We start from the raw sequence: 17,992 nt of genomic DNA, 5'->3' as shown, positions 1-17,992 counted from the left end.
ATGATCTACAGGACATCTGATCAAAAGACTGAACAGAGAGAGAATATGCGAGGTGGTGAGGGAGTGGTCTCCCTCACCCACCTTGTTCCTTCAGAGAGGCTCTTTCAGGTAAGGTTAGTGGCTCGTATAGAGATTCCTTCGGGTGCAAGTATTGGAGAACACTTTCATGAGAATGAGGTGGAGTACTATGTGATTCTCAGCGGTGAAGGCGAGGTGACAGAACAGGGGCAAACAACAAGAGTTTACCCCGGGGATGTCGTTGTTACCGGTCCTCATGAAGGTCATGCCATTCGCAATAGTGGAGACAAGCCTCTGGTTTTTCTTGCCTTTATCCAGACCTTGAGGTAATAGGGTATGGGAAACTGGCAGTGGTATACTCCGCCTGTTTTCTCTGGACGGGGGTGTCGTTTTTCTTTGCTTCTTGAGTATCTGTCATCGTGTGGAAAACGCTGGGCTCTTTGCTGTGGGAGACATTTTTTTGATACGGAGTGGGCTTTCTGGAGAGAAAGGGCCTGTGCGACGGGGCTTGAGGTAGAGGCTTTTGTGGTCAGTGGGGGTGAACCTACCGTTGAGGTAGTGGATACGCTGGTTACTTCTTTGAAAAAATGGCAACCAGAGGGACTTGTAGCCATTGGTGGGGGATCGGTGCTGGATACTACCAAGGCTGCGGCAGCTATGCTTGTTCATGAGGGAAGCGTCCAGGACTATCTTGAGGAAGTTGGGACAAAAAAACTTGTCTTCTCTCCGTTGCCATGGGTGGGGGTACCTACCACAGCAGGGACAGGATCTGAAGTGACCAAAAATGCGGTGATTATTGTGCCTGAGAAAAGGGTGAAACGTTCGCTTCGTCATGAGAATCTGTGGGCAAAGGCTGTTTTTCTTGATCCAGAACTTACGCTTTCAGCACCATGGGAGGTTACTGTGAATGCGGCTTTTGATGCCTTTACTCACCTTCTGGAAGCGGCGGTGAGTCGAAAGTCTCATCTATGGGCATTTGCGTTAGCTGATGTCTCTCTTCCCGAGATCGTCGATGGGCTTGTGAGGGTCAAAGAAGATGGGAGTGACCTTGAATCACGAGAGAGGCTTTTGATGGCCAGCACAGCGGGGGGAATAGCCCTTGCGAATGCAGGGCTTGGGGCAGTGCATGGTTTTGCCGCCACGCTTGGGGGTATGACGACGATTCCCCATGGGAGGGTGTGTGGGATTCTTCTGGACCATGTGGTGGAAGTGAATAGTCAGTACACTGATGGGTATGAAAGGCTTGCTTTTGTCCGTTCCTGTGGGGGAACGAAGGGATTTATACGTTTTCTTTCCGAGTGGAAAGAAAAGATGGGTATAGAAAAGGATTTTAAGCCTTTTAATCTTCGGCTTTCGGCAGAGGAGATTGTGAGGCTTTCTACAAGTTCCAGCATGAAGGCAAATCCTGCGGATGTGCCTTCAGAGGTGTGGATAAAGATGTGGGAAAGGCTACTTTGAGGAGTGTCTATGCTTGATATGGTGTTTCTTGGGATTCCTGTGTGGAAGTATGCGCTCCTTGTGGTTATCCTTTTGGCGGGTATTGGGGTGAGTTTTGCCTTTGATTGGGTGCTTCGTTACTGGATCCTTCGGATATGGAAACTTCACGACAGAGGCAAGCTTCGTCGAGAGGGTTTCAGAAAGCAAACCATAGGGCTTGTGCTTTTTTCGGTGGCGCTTGTTTTTGTTTCTTCCATGACTCTTCCCGAAAAATGGCAGGTTTTCTTGCAGCGAGTCTGTGTGTTCGGGATAGGCTTTGAGGCAACGATGATTCTTTCTCGTGTGCTGGAGGTGCTTTTCCGTGAATACTGGTACAAGAAGGCGCCGGATAGGGATGAGAAGTTTCATGAAGGCTTTGTGAAGAGTATCTGGGGGATTATTCAACTTGTTTTGTGGATTATTGCGTTATTTATCATTCTGGATAATATTGGGGTTAAGATCAATACGATTTTGGCTGGTCTTGGTATTGGAGGTATTGCAGTAGCCTTTGCCGCCCAGTCTTTTCTGGGGGATTTGTTTGCGTTTATTTCTATTTTTCTTGATAAGCCTTTTGAGGTTGGGGATTTTTTAGTGATTGATGCGGATACCAAGGGGACGGTAGAGTATATAGGGCTTCGTTCGACAAGAATTCGAAGCCTTTCCGGGGAACTTCTCATTGTTCCCAATAGAGAACTCACGTCTCTCAGACTTCATAACTATCGTCATATGGAAAGACGCCGGGTGGTGATCCGTTTTGGGGTGGTGTATGAAACGCCGCTTGAGAAGGTGAAGGCTATTCCTGGAGTGGTGAAGAAGGTGATTGAGGATGAACCCCAGGCCACCTTTGAGAGATGTCATTTTGATACCTTTGGTGAGTATAGTCTTGACTTTGAGTGTGTTTATTATGTGGAAAGCAATGATTTTGTGGTGCATATGGATGTGAAACAATCGATTTTGCATGGTATTATGAAGGCTTTTCAGGAAAATGGGATAGAATTTGCCTATCCGACGCAGTTGCTTTATACTCATTCCGTCAAAAAGGAGGAAAAGAAACGATGAAACAGAGCCGGATGATGGTCCAGAACTGGGTGATGGTAGGACTTGGGGTCTTTTTGATGTATTTTGGTTTTTTTCTTGTTTCCTTTGTAAAGCTGAATTATGAGGGATTGTATGCCCTTGTGTCCATGTCAACGATTGTGGCAGGTATTGTGATGGTGCTTCTTGGGCTCTGGATTGGGTTTGAACGGGAGTAGGTTTCCCATGAAGCAACTTTTGTCCGGGAATGAAGCCATAGCCAGGGGGGCGTATGAAGGGGGTGTTGGGGTGGCCACGGGATATCCCGGGACACCAAGTTCTGAGATAATTCCAGCCATTATTGAACATTATCCAGAGATTGTCTGTGAGTGGAGTGTGAATGAGAAAGTAGCCCTTGAGGTTGCTATTGGGGCTTCCCTTGCCGGAGTTCGCTCCATCGTGACCATGAAACATGTAGGGCTTAATGTGGCTGCTGATCCCTTGATGACGCTTGCTTTTACAGGACTGAATGCGGGGCTTGTCATCGTCGTGGCTGATGATCCCGGGATGCATTCCTCTCAAAATGAACAGGATAGCCGGCACTGGAGTAAGTTTGGACTTCTCCCTGTTCTTGAGCCTTCGGATAGTCAGGAGGCCAAGGAGTTTGTGAAGATTGGGCTTGAGATATCAGAGCGTTTTGATACACCGGTCATTCTTCGCATGGTGACAAGGGTGGCCCACACAAGAACCGTGGTAGAGTTGTCAGAACCGGAGAGAGAGACTTTTCGCCTTTCCTATCAGAAGGACATCCGAAAGTATGTGATGGCTCCTGCGAATGCCATTGGACGTCATCCTGTAGCTGTGGAAAGATGGAAGAAGCTACAGGATTTTTCAGAGAACTTTTGGGGAAATAAAGTAGAGGAAGGCAAGGACCGTTCTTTTGGTATTTTGACGCATGGGCTTGTGTTTCAGTATGTACGAGAGGTTTTTCCGGAGGCGCCGGTGCTGAAGGTGGGGATGTATCCTCTTCCCCGTCAAAAAATCCTCTCTTTTGCCCGCTCTGTGGAAAAACTTTTTCTTATTGAGGAACTGGATCCCATTATTGAGGAGGAGATTCGTTCTCTTGGTGTGAGCGTGGAGAAGGCCAAGGAGGTTATTCCTTTGTGCGGGGAACTTACTCCAGATCGGATCAGGCAAGCCTTTGGGATGCCCACAGGCGAAGCGGTGGTGAAGGAGATGCTTCCCCCACGTCCCCCGAAACTTTGTCAGGGGTGTTCCCATGTGCCTGTGTTTGAGGTGCTTGGGGAAATGGGGATAACCGTCTGGGGGGATATAGGATGTTATACCCTTGGTGCCTTTCCGCCATATGATGCCATGGATACCTGTATCTGTATGGGGGCTGGGGCAGGGGTAGAAGCCGGGTTCAAAAAGGCTTTGTCTCTTGTGGGCAAAGATCATCCAAGTGTAGGTGTGGTAGGAGATTCTACCTTTTTCCATTCGGCAATGACGCATGTGGTCAATGCGGTGTACAATCGAATTCCCATGAAACTCCTGGTGCTGGATAACCATATTACCGCCATGACAGGACATCAGCCCAATCCAGCAAGCAAGGTGGATGCCTATGCTCACAAAACCCCTTATGTGGATATTGAAAAGGTGGTCAAGGGGATGGGCGTGGAACACGTGGTGCGGGTTTCTGCGTATGACAAGACGCTTCTTCGAGAGACCATTCGTCGTGAACTTGAGCATGAGGGGGTTTCTGTTATCGTGATAGAAGGGGTATGTGTGATTGCGCAACCACGTCTCAACCAGCTCTGGAAAGAGGAGAAATGATATGGATATCAAGAGTGCTGTGATTTGTGGGGTTGGTGGGCAGGGAATTGTCTTGGCTTCTGATATGCTTGCTGAGGTGATGTTTCGGTGTGGGTATGATGTCAAGAAGAACGAGATTCATGGAATGAGTCAGCGAGAAGGCTCGGTGGTGAGCTTTGTGAGATGGGGTGAGAGGGTCTTTTCTCCTGTGGTAAGTATGGGAGAGGGGGATTTTCTTCTTGCTTTTGAGTATCTAGAGGGTCTTCGGTATCTTTCTTTTCTCCGTCGGGGGGGGATAGCGCTTGTGAGCACTACTCGTATTGAACCTGTTCCTGTAAAATTGGGCAGGATGGCTTATCCATCTGAGAGAGATGAGCTGTTTACTTCGGTGGGGACGCTTCTAAAGGTGGATACGGACTCTCTTTGTCGAGAGATAGGAAACCCAAAACTCACGAACACCATTTTGTTGGGGGTTTTTTCTTGCTTTTTGCCTGCAATTGAGGTTTCTCTCTGGGAAGGGGTTATTCGTGATATGGTAAAACCAGCCTATCAAGAGATAAATCTGAAGGCCTTTGAAAAGGGTCGGGAAATGGGTTTTTCGTTTCTCGCGAAAGAAGGGAGGTAAGGGATGAAAAAGTCTCATGTGTACTGGAACACGAAAATGGAGACCATGGATCATTCGGTGAGGGCGTCGCTTCAGTTGTACCGTCTCAAAGAACTCGCCTGGTATGTGTATGAAAATGTGCCGTTTTATAGAAAGAAATTTGATGAGAAAGGGGTGCATCCGAGGGATATCCGCACCCTTGAGGATATTCGACTTCTTCCTATGACAACCAAGACGGATTTGCGGGATAACTATCCCTATGGGCTTTTTGCTGTGCCTATGGAGAAGATTGTTCGTATTCATGCTTCCAGTGGGACAACGGGAAAGCCCACCGTGGTAGGATATACGCAGTCAGATATTCAGGTCTGGTCAGAGGTGATGGCCAGGTCGCTTACTTCGGCTGGGGCCACAAGGCATTCGATTATTCAGAATGCGTATGGCTATGGACTATTCACGGGGGGATTGGGAGTCCATTATGGGGCAGAGACTATTGGGGCAACGGTGATTCCTATCTCGGGGGGAAATACAGCAAGGCAACTTCTTGTGTTAGAGGACTTTGGGCCTGATATGATTACCTGTACACCGTCGTATTCTCTCTACCTTGCTGAGGAAGCCCACAAAAAAGGACTGAAGTTAGAAAGGCTCAATCTCAAATATGGTCTCTTTGGGGCAGAACCATGGAGTGAAGCCATGAGGGACGAGATAGAGAAAAGGCTTCCTATCAAGGCTATCAATATTTATGGGCTTTCTGAGATTATTGGACCCGGGGTGGCCTGTGAGTGTCTTGAGCAGAAAGGGCTTCATATCTATGATGATCATTTTTATCCGGAAATCTTGAATCCAGCCACCGGAGAACCGGTTGCCCCTGGAGAACAGGGAGAACTCGTGATCACGACGCTCACCAAAGAAGGCATTCCCTTGATTCGTTACAGGACACGGGATCTTACACGATTTTTGCCAGGGGAATGTCCCTGTGGAAGGACCCACCCCCGCATTGATCGTATCATGGGCCGTACAGATGATATGCTGATTATCCGTGGGGTAAATGTCTTCCCATCTCAGATTGAGGAGGTTTTAGTCCAGGTGGAAGAGGCATCTCCCCATTATGTCCTGATTGTGGATCGGGAGAACAATCTCGATGTTCTTACGGTCATGGTTGAGGTCAATGACAAGGTATTTTCTGATGAGATCAAGGGGCTTGAAGCCATTGAACAAAAGATCAAACATGAGATACAGAATGTCCTTGGTATCTCAGTCTCTGTGAAACTGGTAGAACCACGCACCATTGAGCGAAGTGAGGGGAAGGCAAAACGTATTATTGACAATCGTAAACTATAGGAGGTTGGTATGATACGACAGGTTTCCGTTTTTCTTGAAAATAAAGAGGGAAGACTCTATGAGGTGACAGAGCGGTTGGCTTCAGAGGGGATAGATCTCAGGGCGCTTTCGGTGGCAGATACCAAGGATTTTGGGGTTCTTCGTCTTGTGGTGAATCACCCGGACAAAGCCCTTGAGGTCCTGAAAAAAGAGGGGTACTCTGTACGATTTACCGATGTGGTGGCGGTGGCTATTCCCGATAGGCCTGGTGGGCTTGCAGGGGTTCTTCGCATTTTGCATGAGAATAAGCTGAATATTGAGTACATGTATACCCTTGTCTCCTCTATGGCCGGGGAAGCCATCCTTGTGATGAGATTTGAGGACGGCAAGTTAGCTGAAAAAGTGCTTCATAAGCATGGGGTCAGGATACTGGAGGAACGAGAGGTGGTGGGGTAGGGATTTTTTGACGTGGTTTTTGTGAACGCTGGCGATAGTGTTCAATAAGTTCCAGCGCATTGAGGACAAGAACGTCTCGTCTACTGAGTGAAAGTACCCCGGCTAAAATACGAATTTTTTCCGAAAGACCGCTGAGACTTTTGATGACTATACTCATTTCTCCAATGACTTTTTCTACTACTATGCCATAAAATTTATTCTGAAGAGAGATAACAATGATATTTTCTTTCGTATTTTGAGTTTCAGGATATCCAAGAAGACTTTCAATAGAAAGAAGCGGTATCCAGCGGTGTTTGTATTCAAGCATCCATTCTTCTTCGAGGAAGCTGGTTTTTTGTTCACTGAGGAGGAGAACTTGATCAATATTGAGAGAAGGAAAAGCGTAAAGAGAATTATGACTCTCAAACAACGTCACAGAAATAATCGAGGAATTGATAGGAAAACTCAAGATAAACGTGGTTCCTTTGTTTTCTTCTGATTTAATGGTGATTTCACTGTTAAATCGGCGAAGGGTATCAGCCACCACATCCATACCGACACCCCTTCCTGAAAAGTCACTTACGTTTTCTTTGGTAGAAAAGCCGGGTAAAAAGATGAGTTGCCATATTTCTTGGGGAGACATTTCTTTTGCTTTGTCCGCAGAGACGAGACCTTTTGAGATGGCTTTTTCTAAGATTTTCTGGGTTTGGAGCCCCCTTCCATCATCTGAAATTTCAAGAACAATTCTATCCATCTGAGTATAGGCTTTGAGATGAATATTTCCAATGGGGGGTTTGCCCTTTTTTTGTCTTTCTTCCGGGAGTTCTATCCCATGATCAACTGCATTGCGAAGGAGATGGATGAGAACATTTTGTATATGTTCAATGAGTTGTTTATCTACTTCTATTTCTTTTCCTTCCATAGTAAAATTCACTTCTTTTCCTGTGCTGATGGCCACATCTCTTACCAGACGAGGAAAGGTGTTAAAGATGCCACCAAGAGGTACAAGAATCATCGAAGAAACCTGATCCTGAAATTGTTTGGTGTACAATTCATAGAAACGAATATCATACGAAAATTGATTTTGGATGTTTTCTAAAAAACTCAGGATTTCTTCTTTGGACTGTTTGGCGAGAAATTCAATACTGAGTTGATCAGCATAATAACGAAACTTTCCGATGTAATTTGTGAAAATGTTGCTAAAATTGAGAAGATTTTTTATTCTATCGAAGCGAATGGTGAGATAATCCGTTTTTTCTTTTTTTGTTTCGTGGCTTGTTTTGTGTTCTGGGGAAGCAAAAGAGGGTGGAGGAGATTTCTGTACCTGAGCGTTTGTTTCTTCTGTGTGTGGTTGAGGATGAGAGAGGATGTTTTTTTGGGGGAGAATTTTGAGTCCATCAAGAGCATTCTGAAAAAGTGTTTCAAAATCTTCCGGGAGTTCAGGTTCAGAGGGAAGATTTTTTACGGCATTGGTAATCCAATCCAACCATTCTAATGTTGTGGATATCATACTTCGAGACAGAGTTTTTTGATTATTTTCAAGGGTTTCAAAGAGGTTTTCTATCTGATGGGCAACACGACTGAGATTTTTGAAGCCCATCATTCGACTGGCGCCTTTGAGGGTATGGATTTCACGTTTAATTTCGATGATGTATTCCTTATTTTCCGGTTCTTTTTCAAGAAGAAGAAGGGCATTGGTGGCTTTCTGGAGATGATCAGACGTTTCCATTTCAAAGAGCTGGAGAATCTCATCTTTGTGGGTCATGGTTGGCCTCCTGTAAGTGATGGCAATGGTGTTGTATGGAGCAGGTATTGGGCTATCGCTATGGGATGCCAGATATCAGTAAGACTCCCAAGAAAAAGAGACAAGGTATTGGTTTGAACATAGGCATAGAGAAGACAAAGAGATTGTTTCTGAAGAAGAAAAGCGGGAAAAGGAAGGATATTTTTTTCTGAAACAGAGATTTCTTCAACAGGATTTGGGGTACATATCCCACAGAGAATATTTCCCGCTGTATTTTTTATCATGATAGCATAACGAACCGGAGAAGGATGAGGTATAGCAAAGATTTTCTGGAGATCAAAAAGGGGATACCATTTGTTCTGGTAGGCGATATGGTGCATACGAATGTTTTCCAGCGGTTTTCGTGCAATGATTTCTTTTTTGAGTTCTACAATTTGTTCTATTTCTTCACTTAAGAAGCCTATGGAAAACTGAGGCAGAGAGGTATAAACCAGACTCACCATACTTATCTCACTGCTGAGGATTCATAAAGACCTTCTACGTTCAGTACTTGAGCCACACTGTTTTCTAAGTCAAATTCCGCCGCGATAATATCGTGATGCTGATGTTCTTTGAGGTGATAAATTGGCTTCAGCTTTGATTCTTCAATCTGGTAGAGATCACTTACGTGGTGAAAGGTGAGACCGAGCTTGAAATCTTTTTGTATGATAATGATATAGCGAATTTTTGTGTGATCAGAAGCAAGACCAAGAATACTGTTGAGAGAAATAGCAGGAATAATTTCTCCACGCACATTAACGATGCCACGTATATACTCATCTACCAAGGGAACAGGAATAAGGGGACTGCTTTCATTGATTTCAAAAACTTCCACAAGAAAATCGATCGGGATAGCAAAATTTTGTTTTTCTTCGGTAGCTACCAGGTAGGTATGTATTTTTTCTTGTTTGAGAGCCTGGGTTTCATTCTTGAGAAGAGATTGGATGATTTCTTTTACATTACTCATGGGTCACTCCTTTTAGTGTACTAATGCCTAAAAAGGTAATATCATCGGTTACCTGTTGTCTGGTAAAGGTGTAGAAGGCTTTGAGTGTTTGTTTCATGGCTTCTGAGAGAGGGAGAGAGGCATGCTGGAGAAGGAGATGCTTGAGGCGTTCCAAGCCAAATTCTTCTCCCGTTTCCGGATTTCTTGCTTCAATGATACCGTCGGTAAAGAGAAATATCTTTTCTCCTGGTTTAAGGAGAAAGCAATCTTCATTGAAGAGGAAAGTTTCAGGAGGCATAATTTCTTCATTGTAGATGCCAATAAGCTTGATTTTTCCATTGTCCAGTTCATCAATGGTGTTGTCATGACAATAGAGAATAGGATTCTGGAATTCATTGGTATAGCAGATTTTGTTTGTTTCTTCATCTAAAATAAGATAACTGATGGTAGCATATTTCGTTTCAGGAAAAAGAACGTTGAGCCTGTCATTGAGTATTTTGAGGGTGCTTGCGGTGGGTTTCTCTCTCTTGAAGCCTTCCTGGATAGCTTCAAGAGCGGCATTCTTGAAGACAAGCATGAGAAGGGCGGCGGGTATTCCATGTCCAGAGATATCTCCGATGAGCACACCGATATGGGAGTTATCCAACCTTTGGGCGGTAAAAAAATCTCCCCCGATAGTGTTGGACATCGTGTTATAGAAAGCAAGCTGGAAGGTTTTGCTGGTGACCCTGTGAAGTTCCTTGAACTCACCTAAAAGTGCCCTGGCGGTTTCCAGTTCTATCTGCATGTGTTTGTCTCTTTCCATGAGTTCAGCCAGGAGACGTTCATTTTCTTTTTTGGTTTCATGGTTTTCAAAGCATTTCTGAAGAACAAAAAAGATATCGGCTTTGATGATCTCTATATCGTCCTTGATAATATAATCATCGGCTTTTCGCATCATTTCGACAATCTTTTGTTTGCTGGCTTGAGCGCTGAGCACAATGATAATAATATTATCACCATATCGATGGCGAAGGGCTGTCACAAGTTCTTCACCGTTCATTTCCGGCATATCAAAATCGGTGAGGATCAGGTCGTAACTTTTCTGGTCACATTTCTGGAGAGCATCTTTTCCATTTTCTGCTATGTCCACATATTGGTATCCTTCTTCTATGAGACATTTCTGGATGAGAGTACGAATAACGGGGGAGTCATCAACCACCAAAATATGTTTGTCTTTATAATTCTTTTTTGGCACCACTGCTAATCTCCTGGCATATTTTGTTTATCTCTGAGTAGAATTGAATCTTTCTTGCCGGTTGATAGGGAAAGAGTTCTTTGTAGGGCTGGGAGGTTTCACGGCAACCTTTGAGTTTCTGGAGGATGTCTTTGAGGAGAGTATGGTTCTGATTTATTTCTGCTAATTTATAAAGGAGAAGAAGAGAGATGGGATGATGAGGTTCTATCTGGAGGGCTATTTGCAGGGTATACATGGCTTTTTGATAATCTTTTGTTCTGGTTTGAGTGTAGGCCTGAAGATTTAAAGCGTCTATGGAACGAGGATTTTTTTCTATAGCCATTTCGGCCATTTGAAAGGCGTTGCCCGTATCATTCTGATCTAAGAAAAATTCTCCCAAGAGGAGATAAATCTTCTCATCCTTGATGAAATCACTTCCCTGGTGGAGTTGATGGAGAAAGATATCATGCCATTGCATGAGTTGATTTATATCCTGTTTGAGATAGTGTTTGCTGAGCTGGTAATAGATTTCTTCATAGGAGTATTCCGGGTGTTCTTTGTGGAGGATGTTTGTCTGGCTTTGAAGGGGAGAAGGGAAACCTTGAAGGATTTCTTCTTCTTTCTTCTGGGTGACAGGAGTCTTTTCATAGTAATAGGTATGTTCATGCCATTTTAACTGAAATGCATGTTCTACTGTGGCAAGGGTTTCTGAATATCCTACAAATAAGTATCCTGGCTGTTTGAGAATTTTGTAAAAAGTATCAATGAGGTATTGGATGGCAGCATGGTCAAAGTAGATAATAACATTTTCACAGAGAATGATATCAAAAGGTCCAATTTTTTCTAAGAAGCCATCTTTGGCAAGAAGATTATAGGTGTGAAAAGACACCATATTTTTTATTTGGGGAATAATGGTATAATAGGTTCTGGTATTGGTGGTGTGTTTTATAAAATAATTCTGAAGGAGTTCATTGGGAATGTTTTTCATCTTGTATTCATTGTATATACCCTTTTGGGCTGTTTCTATTGCATTGGGGGAGATATCAAGACCGATGATATCAATTTTGTAGAGGGGGAGATTTTCTCCCAGGATTTTGTGCAAGATCATGGCGATAGTATAGGGTTCTTCCCCTGTGGCGCAACCAGCCGAGAGAATACGGAGTTCTTTGGATTGGGAAAGTAAAGAAGGAAAAAGATGTTCTTCAAGAGTTTTGAAATGGTCCTTGTTGCGGTAAAAGCTTGTTTCATGGACCGTAAATTGAGTGGCAAATTCCATCACCGTTTGATTATCTGTTTGCAGCTTTTGGTAGAAAAGATCTTCGGAAAGGTTGTGTTTTTCACACAGTTCAAGGAAAGTGGTGAGTATTTCTTTGTCTTTTTCTTTGCCCATTTTTATGCCTGTGACGCTATTAATACGTTCTCTAATCGCTTCCAACCTTTCCGCACTCATCATAAAGGACCCCCTTGTGCTTTGTTAAAAGTGTTCTGAGAGATTATTGAGAAAGTTTACAATCTCGTCTATTTTCATTACCTTATCAACCAGGTTGGCTTCTATAACTGCCTTTGGCATACCAAATACAATACAATCTTCTTCCGCTTCAGCAATAATGGTTCCGCCGTTGGCTTTGATTTTTTCTGCTCCTTTGCAACCGTCTTCTCCCATTCCCGTGAGGACAATTCCTATGGCTCGTTCTTTGTACACTTCTCCCAACGATTCAAAAAAGTAATCAGCGGCTGGTCTAATACCAAAAATAGGAGGCTTATCAATAAAAGAAAATTCGCCCCGGGAGTTAAAAGAAAGATGTTTATCTTCATTGACAACGTATACTACCCCTGGTTTTGGATGAGTATTTTCCTGGGCAAAATCACATTCAAGCTGGGTGGCCTTCAATAGCCATTCTCTAAACCCTTCAATAAATCCCTTCGGTATATGCTGGATAATAATAATAGGGTATGATGTCTTCTTGAGTTGGCTGAGGATTCGTTTGAGAGTTTGGGGACCACCAGTTGATGAAGCGATGCCTACAATAGGGTAGGGTACTTCTGTGGATTTTTTCTTTTCGGCTATTTGTTTGAGTTTTTGTTGTTCCTGAGCAAGTCTTTGAACAGTTTCTGGATTGAAGCGTTTGATGACTTTGAAGCCATAGAAAATCTTCATTCTCTGAAACAGTGTCTGGAGAAGATAGGATTCGACTTCTGCACTGGTGAGATTTTCAGGTTTTTCGATCACATCTACAGCACCAGCTTCTAAAGCCAGCATAACAAGATTGGCAATTTTTTTGGTGGCCGCACTGAAGACAATGATAGGCTTGGGATTTTGTTGCATAATATGGCGGGTAGCGGTAAGCCCGTCCATGATGGGCATTTCTATGTCCATAATGATGAGATCAGGATTCTCTTTTTGTGTTTGCTGGACACCTTCTTCCCCATTCATGGCATGAAAAAAAGTGTATTGTTGGGCAAAGTGTTTGGCAGCCACTGTTTCTATAAGGCGATGGATAACAGGAGAATCATCAACAATCAAGACTTTGATCATAAGTTAACCTCTGCTGTATTCTGGTTACTCTGGTTGTCCTGTCGGTGAGCACTATGCTTCTGGACAATCTTATTCAGGTGATCGGCAAGATCAACCAGTTCTTTCACTGAATTGAGACTTTGATTGGAGACTTCTACGGATTGTTTTGAGATTTCCGCCATTTGTTTCATTGTCTCGGTAGCCTGTTGTGTGCCCACCTCCTGTTGTTTGGTGGAAATCTCTATTTTTCGAAGGAATGAGTAGTTGTTATTCATTTCATTCATAATATCATTGGTCGCCTGGACGACTTCCTGAACTTTGGATACACTTTCTCTAATTTCTTCTACTTCCCGGTGAGAGTTTTCTACTATCTTGTCAATGAAGCTTTTGATTTCTTCAGCTACACTGGTAACTTTCTTGGCTGAAGAGATGGTTTCTTTGGAAAGTTCTCGTATTTCTGCTGAAACCACACTAAAGCCTTTCCCTACTTCACCAGCACGGGCTGCTTCAATAGAGGCGTTGAGGGAGAGAAGATTGGTTTTGTTGGCCACATCGGTAATGATCTTCACCATTTCACTGATGAACACAGATTTTTTGTTGAGATCCATGACTTCCTGGGCATTTTGTTCAATGAGGTTGCTGATATAGGTGATTTTTTCATAAGCTGTCTCTAAGGAAGTTTTGTTGTTGGAGAGAATATTGACTACAGAGCGAGTGGCATTGACGAGTTGTTCGGTGCTTTCTGCGATCTGTTTAGCCGTAACGGAAAGTTCTTCGATAGTAGCACTGACTTCGGTGAGACCACTGGCATGTTCTGTGGCAGCGCTGATCTGTTCCTGGCTGGAAGCCTCAAGTTCTTTCGCAGCAGCGGTAAGTTTTGAGATACCTTCTTCAAGATTGAGAAGAATCTCATTCAGACTGGAAAGAATGGCTTCTTTTTTCTCCTTATCTTGAAGGATAAGGTTCTGATTTTCAAGGTGTTCTTTGAGGAGGTAAAAGTGACAGTTCTCTTCCTTGTTGAGATTGTTGTAGATGGCAATACTCATCCCTTCACAGGTATTGTATCCACAGGCTGAACAGTTTTTGAAGTCGGCATCATTGATTTTGTGAAGTCGAAGGTAAATACCTTTTTGTTCTCTTTCATTGGGAGTTTTAAGATGTTTTTCCAGAAGATAGGAAAGATTTTGATAGGTACGGGTATACAGATCTGGTTTCCAGTATTTCTCAAGGAGTTTTTCCAGCCGTTTAGGGCGTTCGCTCTTGCGAATGATGCCTTTCTTTTTGTAGTAGGCTATCATCTGTTCAGCTCTTTGTTTGACGTAAAATTCTACTTCATCCATGGGAAGTTTGTGGGCGTTTGTTCCTGTTCCACCATTACATCCCATCTCACAATTGAGACAATCTATGAGAAGGGGTTGTTGTTGTTTTTTGATACTTTCAATGAGGTGAGAGAGGTAATGATATATGGTAGCAGGGCCCTCAATCTTGCGAGTCTTTTTGCGAATTTCGGGTACTTCTCTGGCGGCTGTTTCGAGAAGCCCTCCCGGATTTGAAAAGAGCACGGCTCGTTCTGCTGGTTCGTTGTCAAAATCTACCTCTGGATAGTTGGACAGAATGATATGATTTTGTTCGAAGTATTCCTGGAGACGACTCATTGTTACATTGTAATCTCCAAGACCAACTTCATCGAATTCTCGCCTTTTGGCAATACAGGGAGAGATAACTAACATCTTGTGGTTTCTATATTTTGGGTAAAATTCTCGTACCATTTTCATAGTATGTACCATCGGGCTATCGGCTGGAGCAAGAAATTGGAGAAGTTCTGGATGATAGATTTCAATATACGTGACAAGAGCAGGACAGGGTTGGGCAATAACAGTGGCGGGTTTATTGGCCTTGATATGTTCAAGGTAGGATTTGATGGTGAGTTCTGCTCCAAAGCTTACGTCAAAAACGGCCGCTACTCCCATGCTCTTTAACCATCCGTTTAAGCGAAGGTAGTTGTTGGGAAAATTGGCACTTGCGGCTGGGGCAACAATGGCTACTACTGGTTCTCTTCTTTGAAGGGCTTGAAGAGCGGCTTCTAAATCATCAACAATGGCTCGTGCTCCATGGGAACAGGCTTTGAGACATTCTCCACATCCTATACACAGATCGTCTATTACTTTTACGTAATCTCCGCTTCCGTCATTACAATATTTCACGGGACATACAGAAATGCATCGATGGCAATTGACACACTTCTCGGCAATAACATTTATCACCTTTGCGAGAGCCATGAAAAGCCTCCTTTTATGTTATCTATGGAATATTCTATGTGTATATAAGTGTATTATTTTCAATAACTTATCTATTATATCATTTTCGGCAGGAAAAAGCAAATCTTGAGTGTTTTTACGATTCACCCATTCACATACCTATCCAGGGCGTGGATCTGATCCTTGTTTCCAAAGACGATGAGCCTATCCCCCGATTCTAAAAGGGTATTGGCCGGATCAGGGTTATAAAAGGTGAGATGGCCTCTTTTGATGGCAAAAACAAGCAGTCCTGTTTTCTGGTATATGGAGGCTTCCCGGAGATTTTTTCCTATAAGGGACGATTCTGGTTCCACCACGACTTCACCCACAAAAACACTCTCATTCTGGACGTTTTCCAGATCGCCGACAAAAGAGAGAAAATGCTTGTTCAAAAGGGACGACGCGAGGTGCTTTCCAATCAGAAAGTCCCCTGAAATAATTTCATCGACGCCGAGGTGCTGAAATTTGCGGATGTTTTTGTCGTCGATAACGTAGGTGGCGATTTTGATGTTTGGATTCAGTTGTTTTGCAGACATCGCAATGAAGAGGTTTTTGATGTCATCCCGTACACAGCAGAAGATAGCCGAGGCCCTTTCAATACCAGCCTGAAGAAGGGTGTCTTCGTCGGTGGCATCACCTTCGAGAAGGATGTTGGATTCTATGTCATACTCTTGTTTGAGCTGGTCAAAGGTTTTTGGATCGATATCTATACCGACAAAACGTTTTTTCTCACTGAGGAGAGTTTCGATAACGTGTTTTCCTACCTTGCCACATCCACAAACGATGGCGTGTTGGCGAATATGAAATAAAGCTTTGAGCATGCGTTTCCTCCTGTTGTCAATTGAGAGATAGTTTTCAATGATCTGGGCCCCTAAAAGACTGAGAATTCCGACAAAAAAGGTGATACTTCCGATAGCGTACACAATGGTAAACAAGCGTCCCCCTGTAGAGAGCGGATGGATCTCAGCAAAACCAATGGTTGTCATCACGATAAGACTCATATAAAGGGCATCAAACCACGGCCATCCTTCGATCCAGTGATAACCAAGGGTACCACACATGAGAACGAAGAAAAGAGAGAAAAAAGCAGGTAACGTTCTTTTGAGGAGACCTGCAGTGGGAAGATGAGGAAAAGCAAAAAAAAGTTCCTCCCTGGCCGATAATAGGACACAAGGAGGAACCCATGCGTAAAGAATTTACCTTCACTTTGACTATCGACTACCCTGATACAAAACTTGAGACACTGTTGGCGGTTTTTCTACAGGCTATCAAAGGAGTGTTTGAGTCATTTGTTCATCAGATTTCCGTGGAAGCAGCAGAAAAAGAAATAAAAGAAGGTCACATCAGCTGTACATGCGGAGAAAAACATCACTTCATATGGAAAACAAAGCATGGAAAAAACACCTTTTTTGTTCTGATGCCCTTTGGAAAAATCACTCTTCCTCAACTCCAGATTCAATGCAAAAAGTGTGGAAGAAAACTTTTTCTCACGAGATCTCTTCTTGGTGTAGAAAAGCGAAAAAGACAAATTCTGAAAGATATCTACAGAGTGGCTTTAGCCGGGGCTCTTACCACATATCGAGTAGCTGCTCGGATTCTTTCCTTCACAGGCTATAAAATAGGTCTGAGTACCCTCTGGAAAAACCTTCAAAATATTGGGAAAAAGATACATTTCAGCCTATTGGAAAAAGAAAAATCTTGTGGAGAGGCTGATGGGACAGGTATTCCTGTTCATGGCAAGAAAAAAGGAGAAGAGGTCAAAATTCTTTTGCAGGAAAGGCAACAAGCCTCCCCTTTGACAGGAAAAAATACCAGAATAGCAGGCCTTCTTGTTGATAATTACCGTACTGGTTGGGACAAGCTTCTTCAGCCTATTCAAGAAAAACACTCTTTTTCTCGTTTTTTTCTTGTTGTTGATGGAGATACAGGGATTAACCAGGGTAAACATCCCGGTATCGTTTTTCAACGATGTTTGTGGCATGTGAGTTATCAATTGAAGCATTTTCTTCGTCTTGATAGAGTGAAATATCGTTCTTGTGAGTGGACAAATATTGTTGCTGAAACAGGGAAAGCCTGTTTCTTGGGATATAAAAATGACTGGCAAACAAGACTTGGCTATCAAAGCCAGCGAAAGCAGCACATCCAGAATCTTCTTTCTTCATTTCAAGAAAAAAGGCGCAAACATTGTTTTTATTATCTCCTACGTGCTCAAAAAGACATGTTCGCCTGTGACAGTGGAGACGGTTTGCCAGGAACAACCTCAAGGGCAGAACGGGTGATGCGAACCATAAACCAGAGAATGGATGTGGGGGTATGGAAAAGAGAAGGGGCAACCAATGTTCTTGCTATACGTTTGCATTACTACTATAACCGTGATGAGGCTATCGATGGTGTCTACTGGCAGGATGTGATATAAAACATGGGGAGAGGACATACTTGTTTCCCTGTTGCATGGCCTGAAAAGGGTGTTTTTCCCCAGAAAAAACTTGTTTATCTAAAACGTTCCCTGTATACTACAGCTAACAAAAATCTTTTGGGCCAGGGTTAACTTCTTATCCT

General features: G+C 43.5%; 17 protein-coding genes. 9 read left to right on the top strand and 8 right to left on the bottom strand.

Annotation, left to right across the window (positions count from 1 at the left end; all coding sequences use genetic code 11):
- The 8 genes from BREVNS_RS00505 to BREVNS_RS00470 are packed head-to-tail and all read left to right on the top strand — an operon-like array spanning position 1 to position 6,697.
- Positions 1-348 (top strand): cupin domain-containing protein, encoded by a 348-nt coding sequence (locus BREVNS_RS00505; RefSeq protein ID WP_483427118.1) that lies wholly within the window; start codon positions 1-3, stop codon positions 346-348.
- A gap of 6 nt (positions 349-354) precedes the next feature.
- Complete coding sequence (locus BREVNS_RS00500; protein ID WP_483427117.1) at positions 355-1,476, top strand: iron-containing alcohol dehydrogenase; 1,122 nt, start codon at positions 355-357, stop codon at positions 1,474-1,476.
- A gap of 9 nt (positions 1,477-1,485) precedes the next feature.
- Entirely contained in the window at positions 1,486-2,553 is a 1,068-nt protein-coding gene (locus BREVNS_RS00495) for a mechanosensitive ion channel family protein (RefSeq protein WP_483427116.1), read from the top strand.
- Positions 2,550-2,747 (top strand): hypothetical protein, encoded by a 198-nt coding sequence (locus BREVNS_RS00490; protein ID WP_483427115.1) that lies wholly within the window; start codon positions 2,550-2,552, stop codon positions 2,745-2,747. Before BREVNS_RS00495 ends, BREVNS_RS00490 begins: the two co-directional genes overlap by 4 nt.
- Positions 2,748-2,754: 7 nt before the next feature.
- Positions 2,755-4,341: a thiamine pyrophosphate-dependent enzyme gene (locus BREVNS_RS00485; RefSeq protein ID WP_483427114.1), complete on the top strand. Its 1,587-nt coding sequence runs from the start codon at positions 2,755-2,757 to the stop codon at positions 4,339-4,341.
- A 1-nt stretch (position 4,342) separates the two neighbouring features.
- Entirely contained in the window at positions 4,343-4,945 is a 603-nt protein-coding gene (locus tag BREVNS_RS00480) for an indolepyruvate oxidoreductase subunit beta (protein WP_483427113.1), read from the top strand.
- A gap of 3 nt (positions 4,946-4,948) precedes the next feature.
- Positions 4,949-6,262 carry a phenylacetate--CoA ligase family protein gene (locus BREVNS_RS00475; protein ID WP_483427112.1) on the top strand — a complete coding sequence of 438 codons (1,314 nt, stop codon included), beginning with the start codon at positions 4,949-4,951 and terminating at the stop codon, positions 6,260-6,262.
- Positions 6,263-6,271: 9 nt separating this feature from the next.
- Complete coding sequence (locus tag BREVNS_RS00470; protein WP_483427111.1) at positions 6,272-6,697, top strand: hypothetical protein; 426 nt, start codon at positions 6,272-6,274, stop codon at positions 6,695-6,697.
- On the opposite strand, the gene BREVNS_RS00465 is transcribed toward BREVNS_RS00470, so the two are convergent.
- The 8 genes from BREVNS_RS00465 to BREVNS_RS00430 form a co-directional block, all read right to left on the bottom strand.
- Positions 6,663-8,441: a chemotaxis protein CheA gene (locus tag BREVNS_RS00465; protein ID WP_483427110.1), complete on the bottom strand. Its 1,779-nt coding sequence runs from the start codon at positions 8,439-8,441 to the stop codon at positions 6,663-6,665. The two genes, BREVNS_RS00470 and BREVNS_RS00465, sit on opposite strands and share 35 nt — an antisense overlap.
- On the bottom strand, positions 8,438-8,923 hold the full coding sequence (locus tag BREVNS_RS00460) for a hypothetical protein (RefSeq protein ID WP_483427109.1): 486 nt from the start codon (positions 8,921-8,923) through the stop codon (positions 8,438-8,440). Before BREVNS_RS00460 ends, BREVNS_RS00465 begins: the two co-directional genes overlap by 4 nt.
- Before the next feature lie 2 nt (positions 8,924-8,925).
- The gene (locus tag BREVNS_RS00455) at positions 8,926-9,426 is read right to left on the bottom strand and encodes a chemotaxis protein CheW (protein WP_483427108.1); all 501 of its coding nucleotides are present in this window, start codon (positions 9,424-9,426) and stop codon (positions 8,926-8,928) included.
- A complete protein-coding gene (locus tag BREVNS_RS00450; RefSeq protein WP_483427107.1) occupies positions 9,419-10,642 on the bottom strand; it encodes a SpoIIE family protein phosphatase in 1,224 nt (407 codons plus the stop codon). Before BREVNS_RS00450 ends, BREVNS_RS00455 begins: the two co-directional genes overlap by 8 nt.
- Positions 10,623-12,074: a CheR family methyltransferase gene (locus tag BREVNS_RS00445; protein WP_483427106.1), complete on the bottom strand. Its 1,452-nt coding sequence runs from the start codon at positions 12,072-12,074 to the stop codon at positions 10,623-10,625. The genes BREVNS_RS00450 and BREVNS_RS00445 overlap by 20 nt, the downstream gene beginning before the upstream one ends.
- A 21-nt stretch (positions 12,075-12,095) precedes the next feature.
- Positions 12,096-13,157, bottom strand: a complete 1,062-nt coding sequence (gene cheB / locus BREVNS_RS00440) for a chemotaxis-specific protein-glutamate methyltransferase CheB (protein ID WP_483427105.1) — start codon at positions 13,155-13,157, stop codon at positions 12,096-12,098.
- A complete protein-coding gene (locus tag BREVNS_RS00435; RefSeq protein WP_483427104.1) occupies positions 13,154-15,415 on the bottom strand; it encodes a [Fe-Fe] hydrogenase large subunit C-terminal domain-containing protein in 2,262 nt (753 codons plus the stop codon). The genes cheB and BREVNS_RS00435 overlap by 4 nt, the downstream gene beginning before the upstream one ends.
- 122 nt (positions 15,416-15,537) lie before the next feature.
- Positions 15,538-16,629, bottom strand: coding sequence for a potassium channel family protein (locus BREVNS_RS00430; RefSeq protein WP_483428054.1), 1,092 nt, complete (start codon positions 16,627-16,629; stop codon positions 15,538-15,540).
- On the opposite strand from BREVNS_RS00430, the gene BREVNS_RS00425 reads away from it, so the two are divergent.
- Positions 16,617-17,849: a hypothetical protein gene (locus BREVNS_RS00425; RefSeq protein WP_483426919.1), complete on the top strand. Its 1,233-nt coding sequence runs from the start codon at positions 16,617-16,619 to the stop codon at positions 17,847-17,849. The two genes, BREVNS_RS00430 and BREVNS_RS00425, sit on opposite strands and share 13 nt — an antisense overlap.
- The last annotated feature ends 143 nt before the right edge of the window (positions 17,850-17,992 follow it).

Source organism: Longinema margulisiae (genome assembly GCF_025266855.1).
Lineage (GTDB): Bacteria > Spirochaetota > Brevinematia > Brevinematales > Thermospiraceae > Thermospira.
The sequence above is the reverse complement of the archived record's forward strand: the minus strand, read 5'-3'. Positions and strand labels throughout refer to the sequence as shown.

What these genes read in the sequence shown, in the direction of transcription:
- BREVNS_RS00505 (WP_483427118.1), top strand. Translation starts at nt 1, where the DNA reads ATGATCTACAGGACATCTGATCAAAAGACTGAACAGAGAGAGAATATG.
- BREVNS_RS00500 (WP_483427117.1), top strand. Translation starts at nt 355, where the DNA reads ATGGGAAACTGGCAGTGGTATACTCCGCCTGTTTTCTCTGGACGGGGG.
- BREVNS_RS00495 (WP_483427116.1), top strand. Translation starts at nt 1,486, where the DNA reads ATGCTTGATATGGTGTTTCTTGGGATTCCTGTGTGGAAGTATGCGCTC.
- BREVNS_RS00490 (WP_483427115.1), top strand. Translation starts at nt 2,550, where the DNA reads ATGAAACAGAGCCGGATGATGGTCCAGAACTGGGTGATGGTAGGACTT.
- BREVNS_RS00485 (WP_483427114.1), top strand. Translation starts at nt 2,755, where the DNA reads ATGAAGCAACTTTTGTCCGGGAATGAAGCCATAGCCAGGGGGGCGTAT.
- BREVNS_RS00480 (WP_483427113.1), top strand. Translation starts at nt 4,343, where the DNA reads ATGGATATCAAGAGTGCTGTGATTTGTGGGGTTGGTGGGCAGGGAATT.
- BREVNS_RS00475 (WP_483427112.1), top strand. Translation starts at nt 4,949, where the DNA reads ATGAAAAAGTCTCATGTGTACTGGAACACGAAAATGGAGACCATGGAT.
- BREVNS_RS00470 (WP_483427111.1), top strand. Translation starts at nt 6,272, where the DNA reads ATGATACGACAGGTTTCCGTTTTTCTTGAAAATAAAGAGGGAAGACTC.
- BREVNS_RS00465 (WP_483427110.1), bottom strand. Translation starts at nt 8,441, where the DNA reads ATGACCCACAAAGATGAGATTCTCCAGCTCTTTGAAATGGAAACGTCT.
- BREVNS_RS00460 (WP_483427109.1), bottom strand. Translation starts at nt 8,923, where the DNA reads ATGGTGAGTCTGGTTTATACCTCTCTGCCTCAGTTTTCCATAGGCTTC.
- BREVNS_RS00455 (WP_483427108.1), bottom strand. Translation starts at nt 9,426, where the DNA reads ATGAGTAATGTAAAAGAAATCATCCAATCTCTTCTCAAGAATGAAACC.
- BREVNS_RS00445 (WP_483427106.1), bottom strand. Translation starts at nt 12,074, where the DNA reads ATGATGAGTGCGGAAAGGTTGGAAGCGATTAGAGAACGTATTAATAGC.
- cheB (WP_483427105.1), bottom strand. Translation starts at nt 13,157, where the DNA reads ATGATCAAAGTCTTGATTGTTGATGATTCTCCTGTTATCCATCGCCTT.
- BREVNS_RS00435 (WP_483427104.1), bottom strand. Translation starts at nt 15,415, where the DNA reads ATGGCTCTCGCAAAGGTGATAAATGTTATTGCCGAGAAGTGTGTCAAT.
- BREVNS_RS00425 (WP_483426919.1), top strand. Translation starts at nt 16,617, where the DNA reads ATGCGTAAAGAATTTACCTTCACTTTGACTATCGACTACCCTGATACA.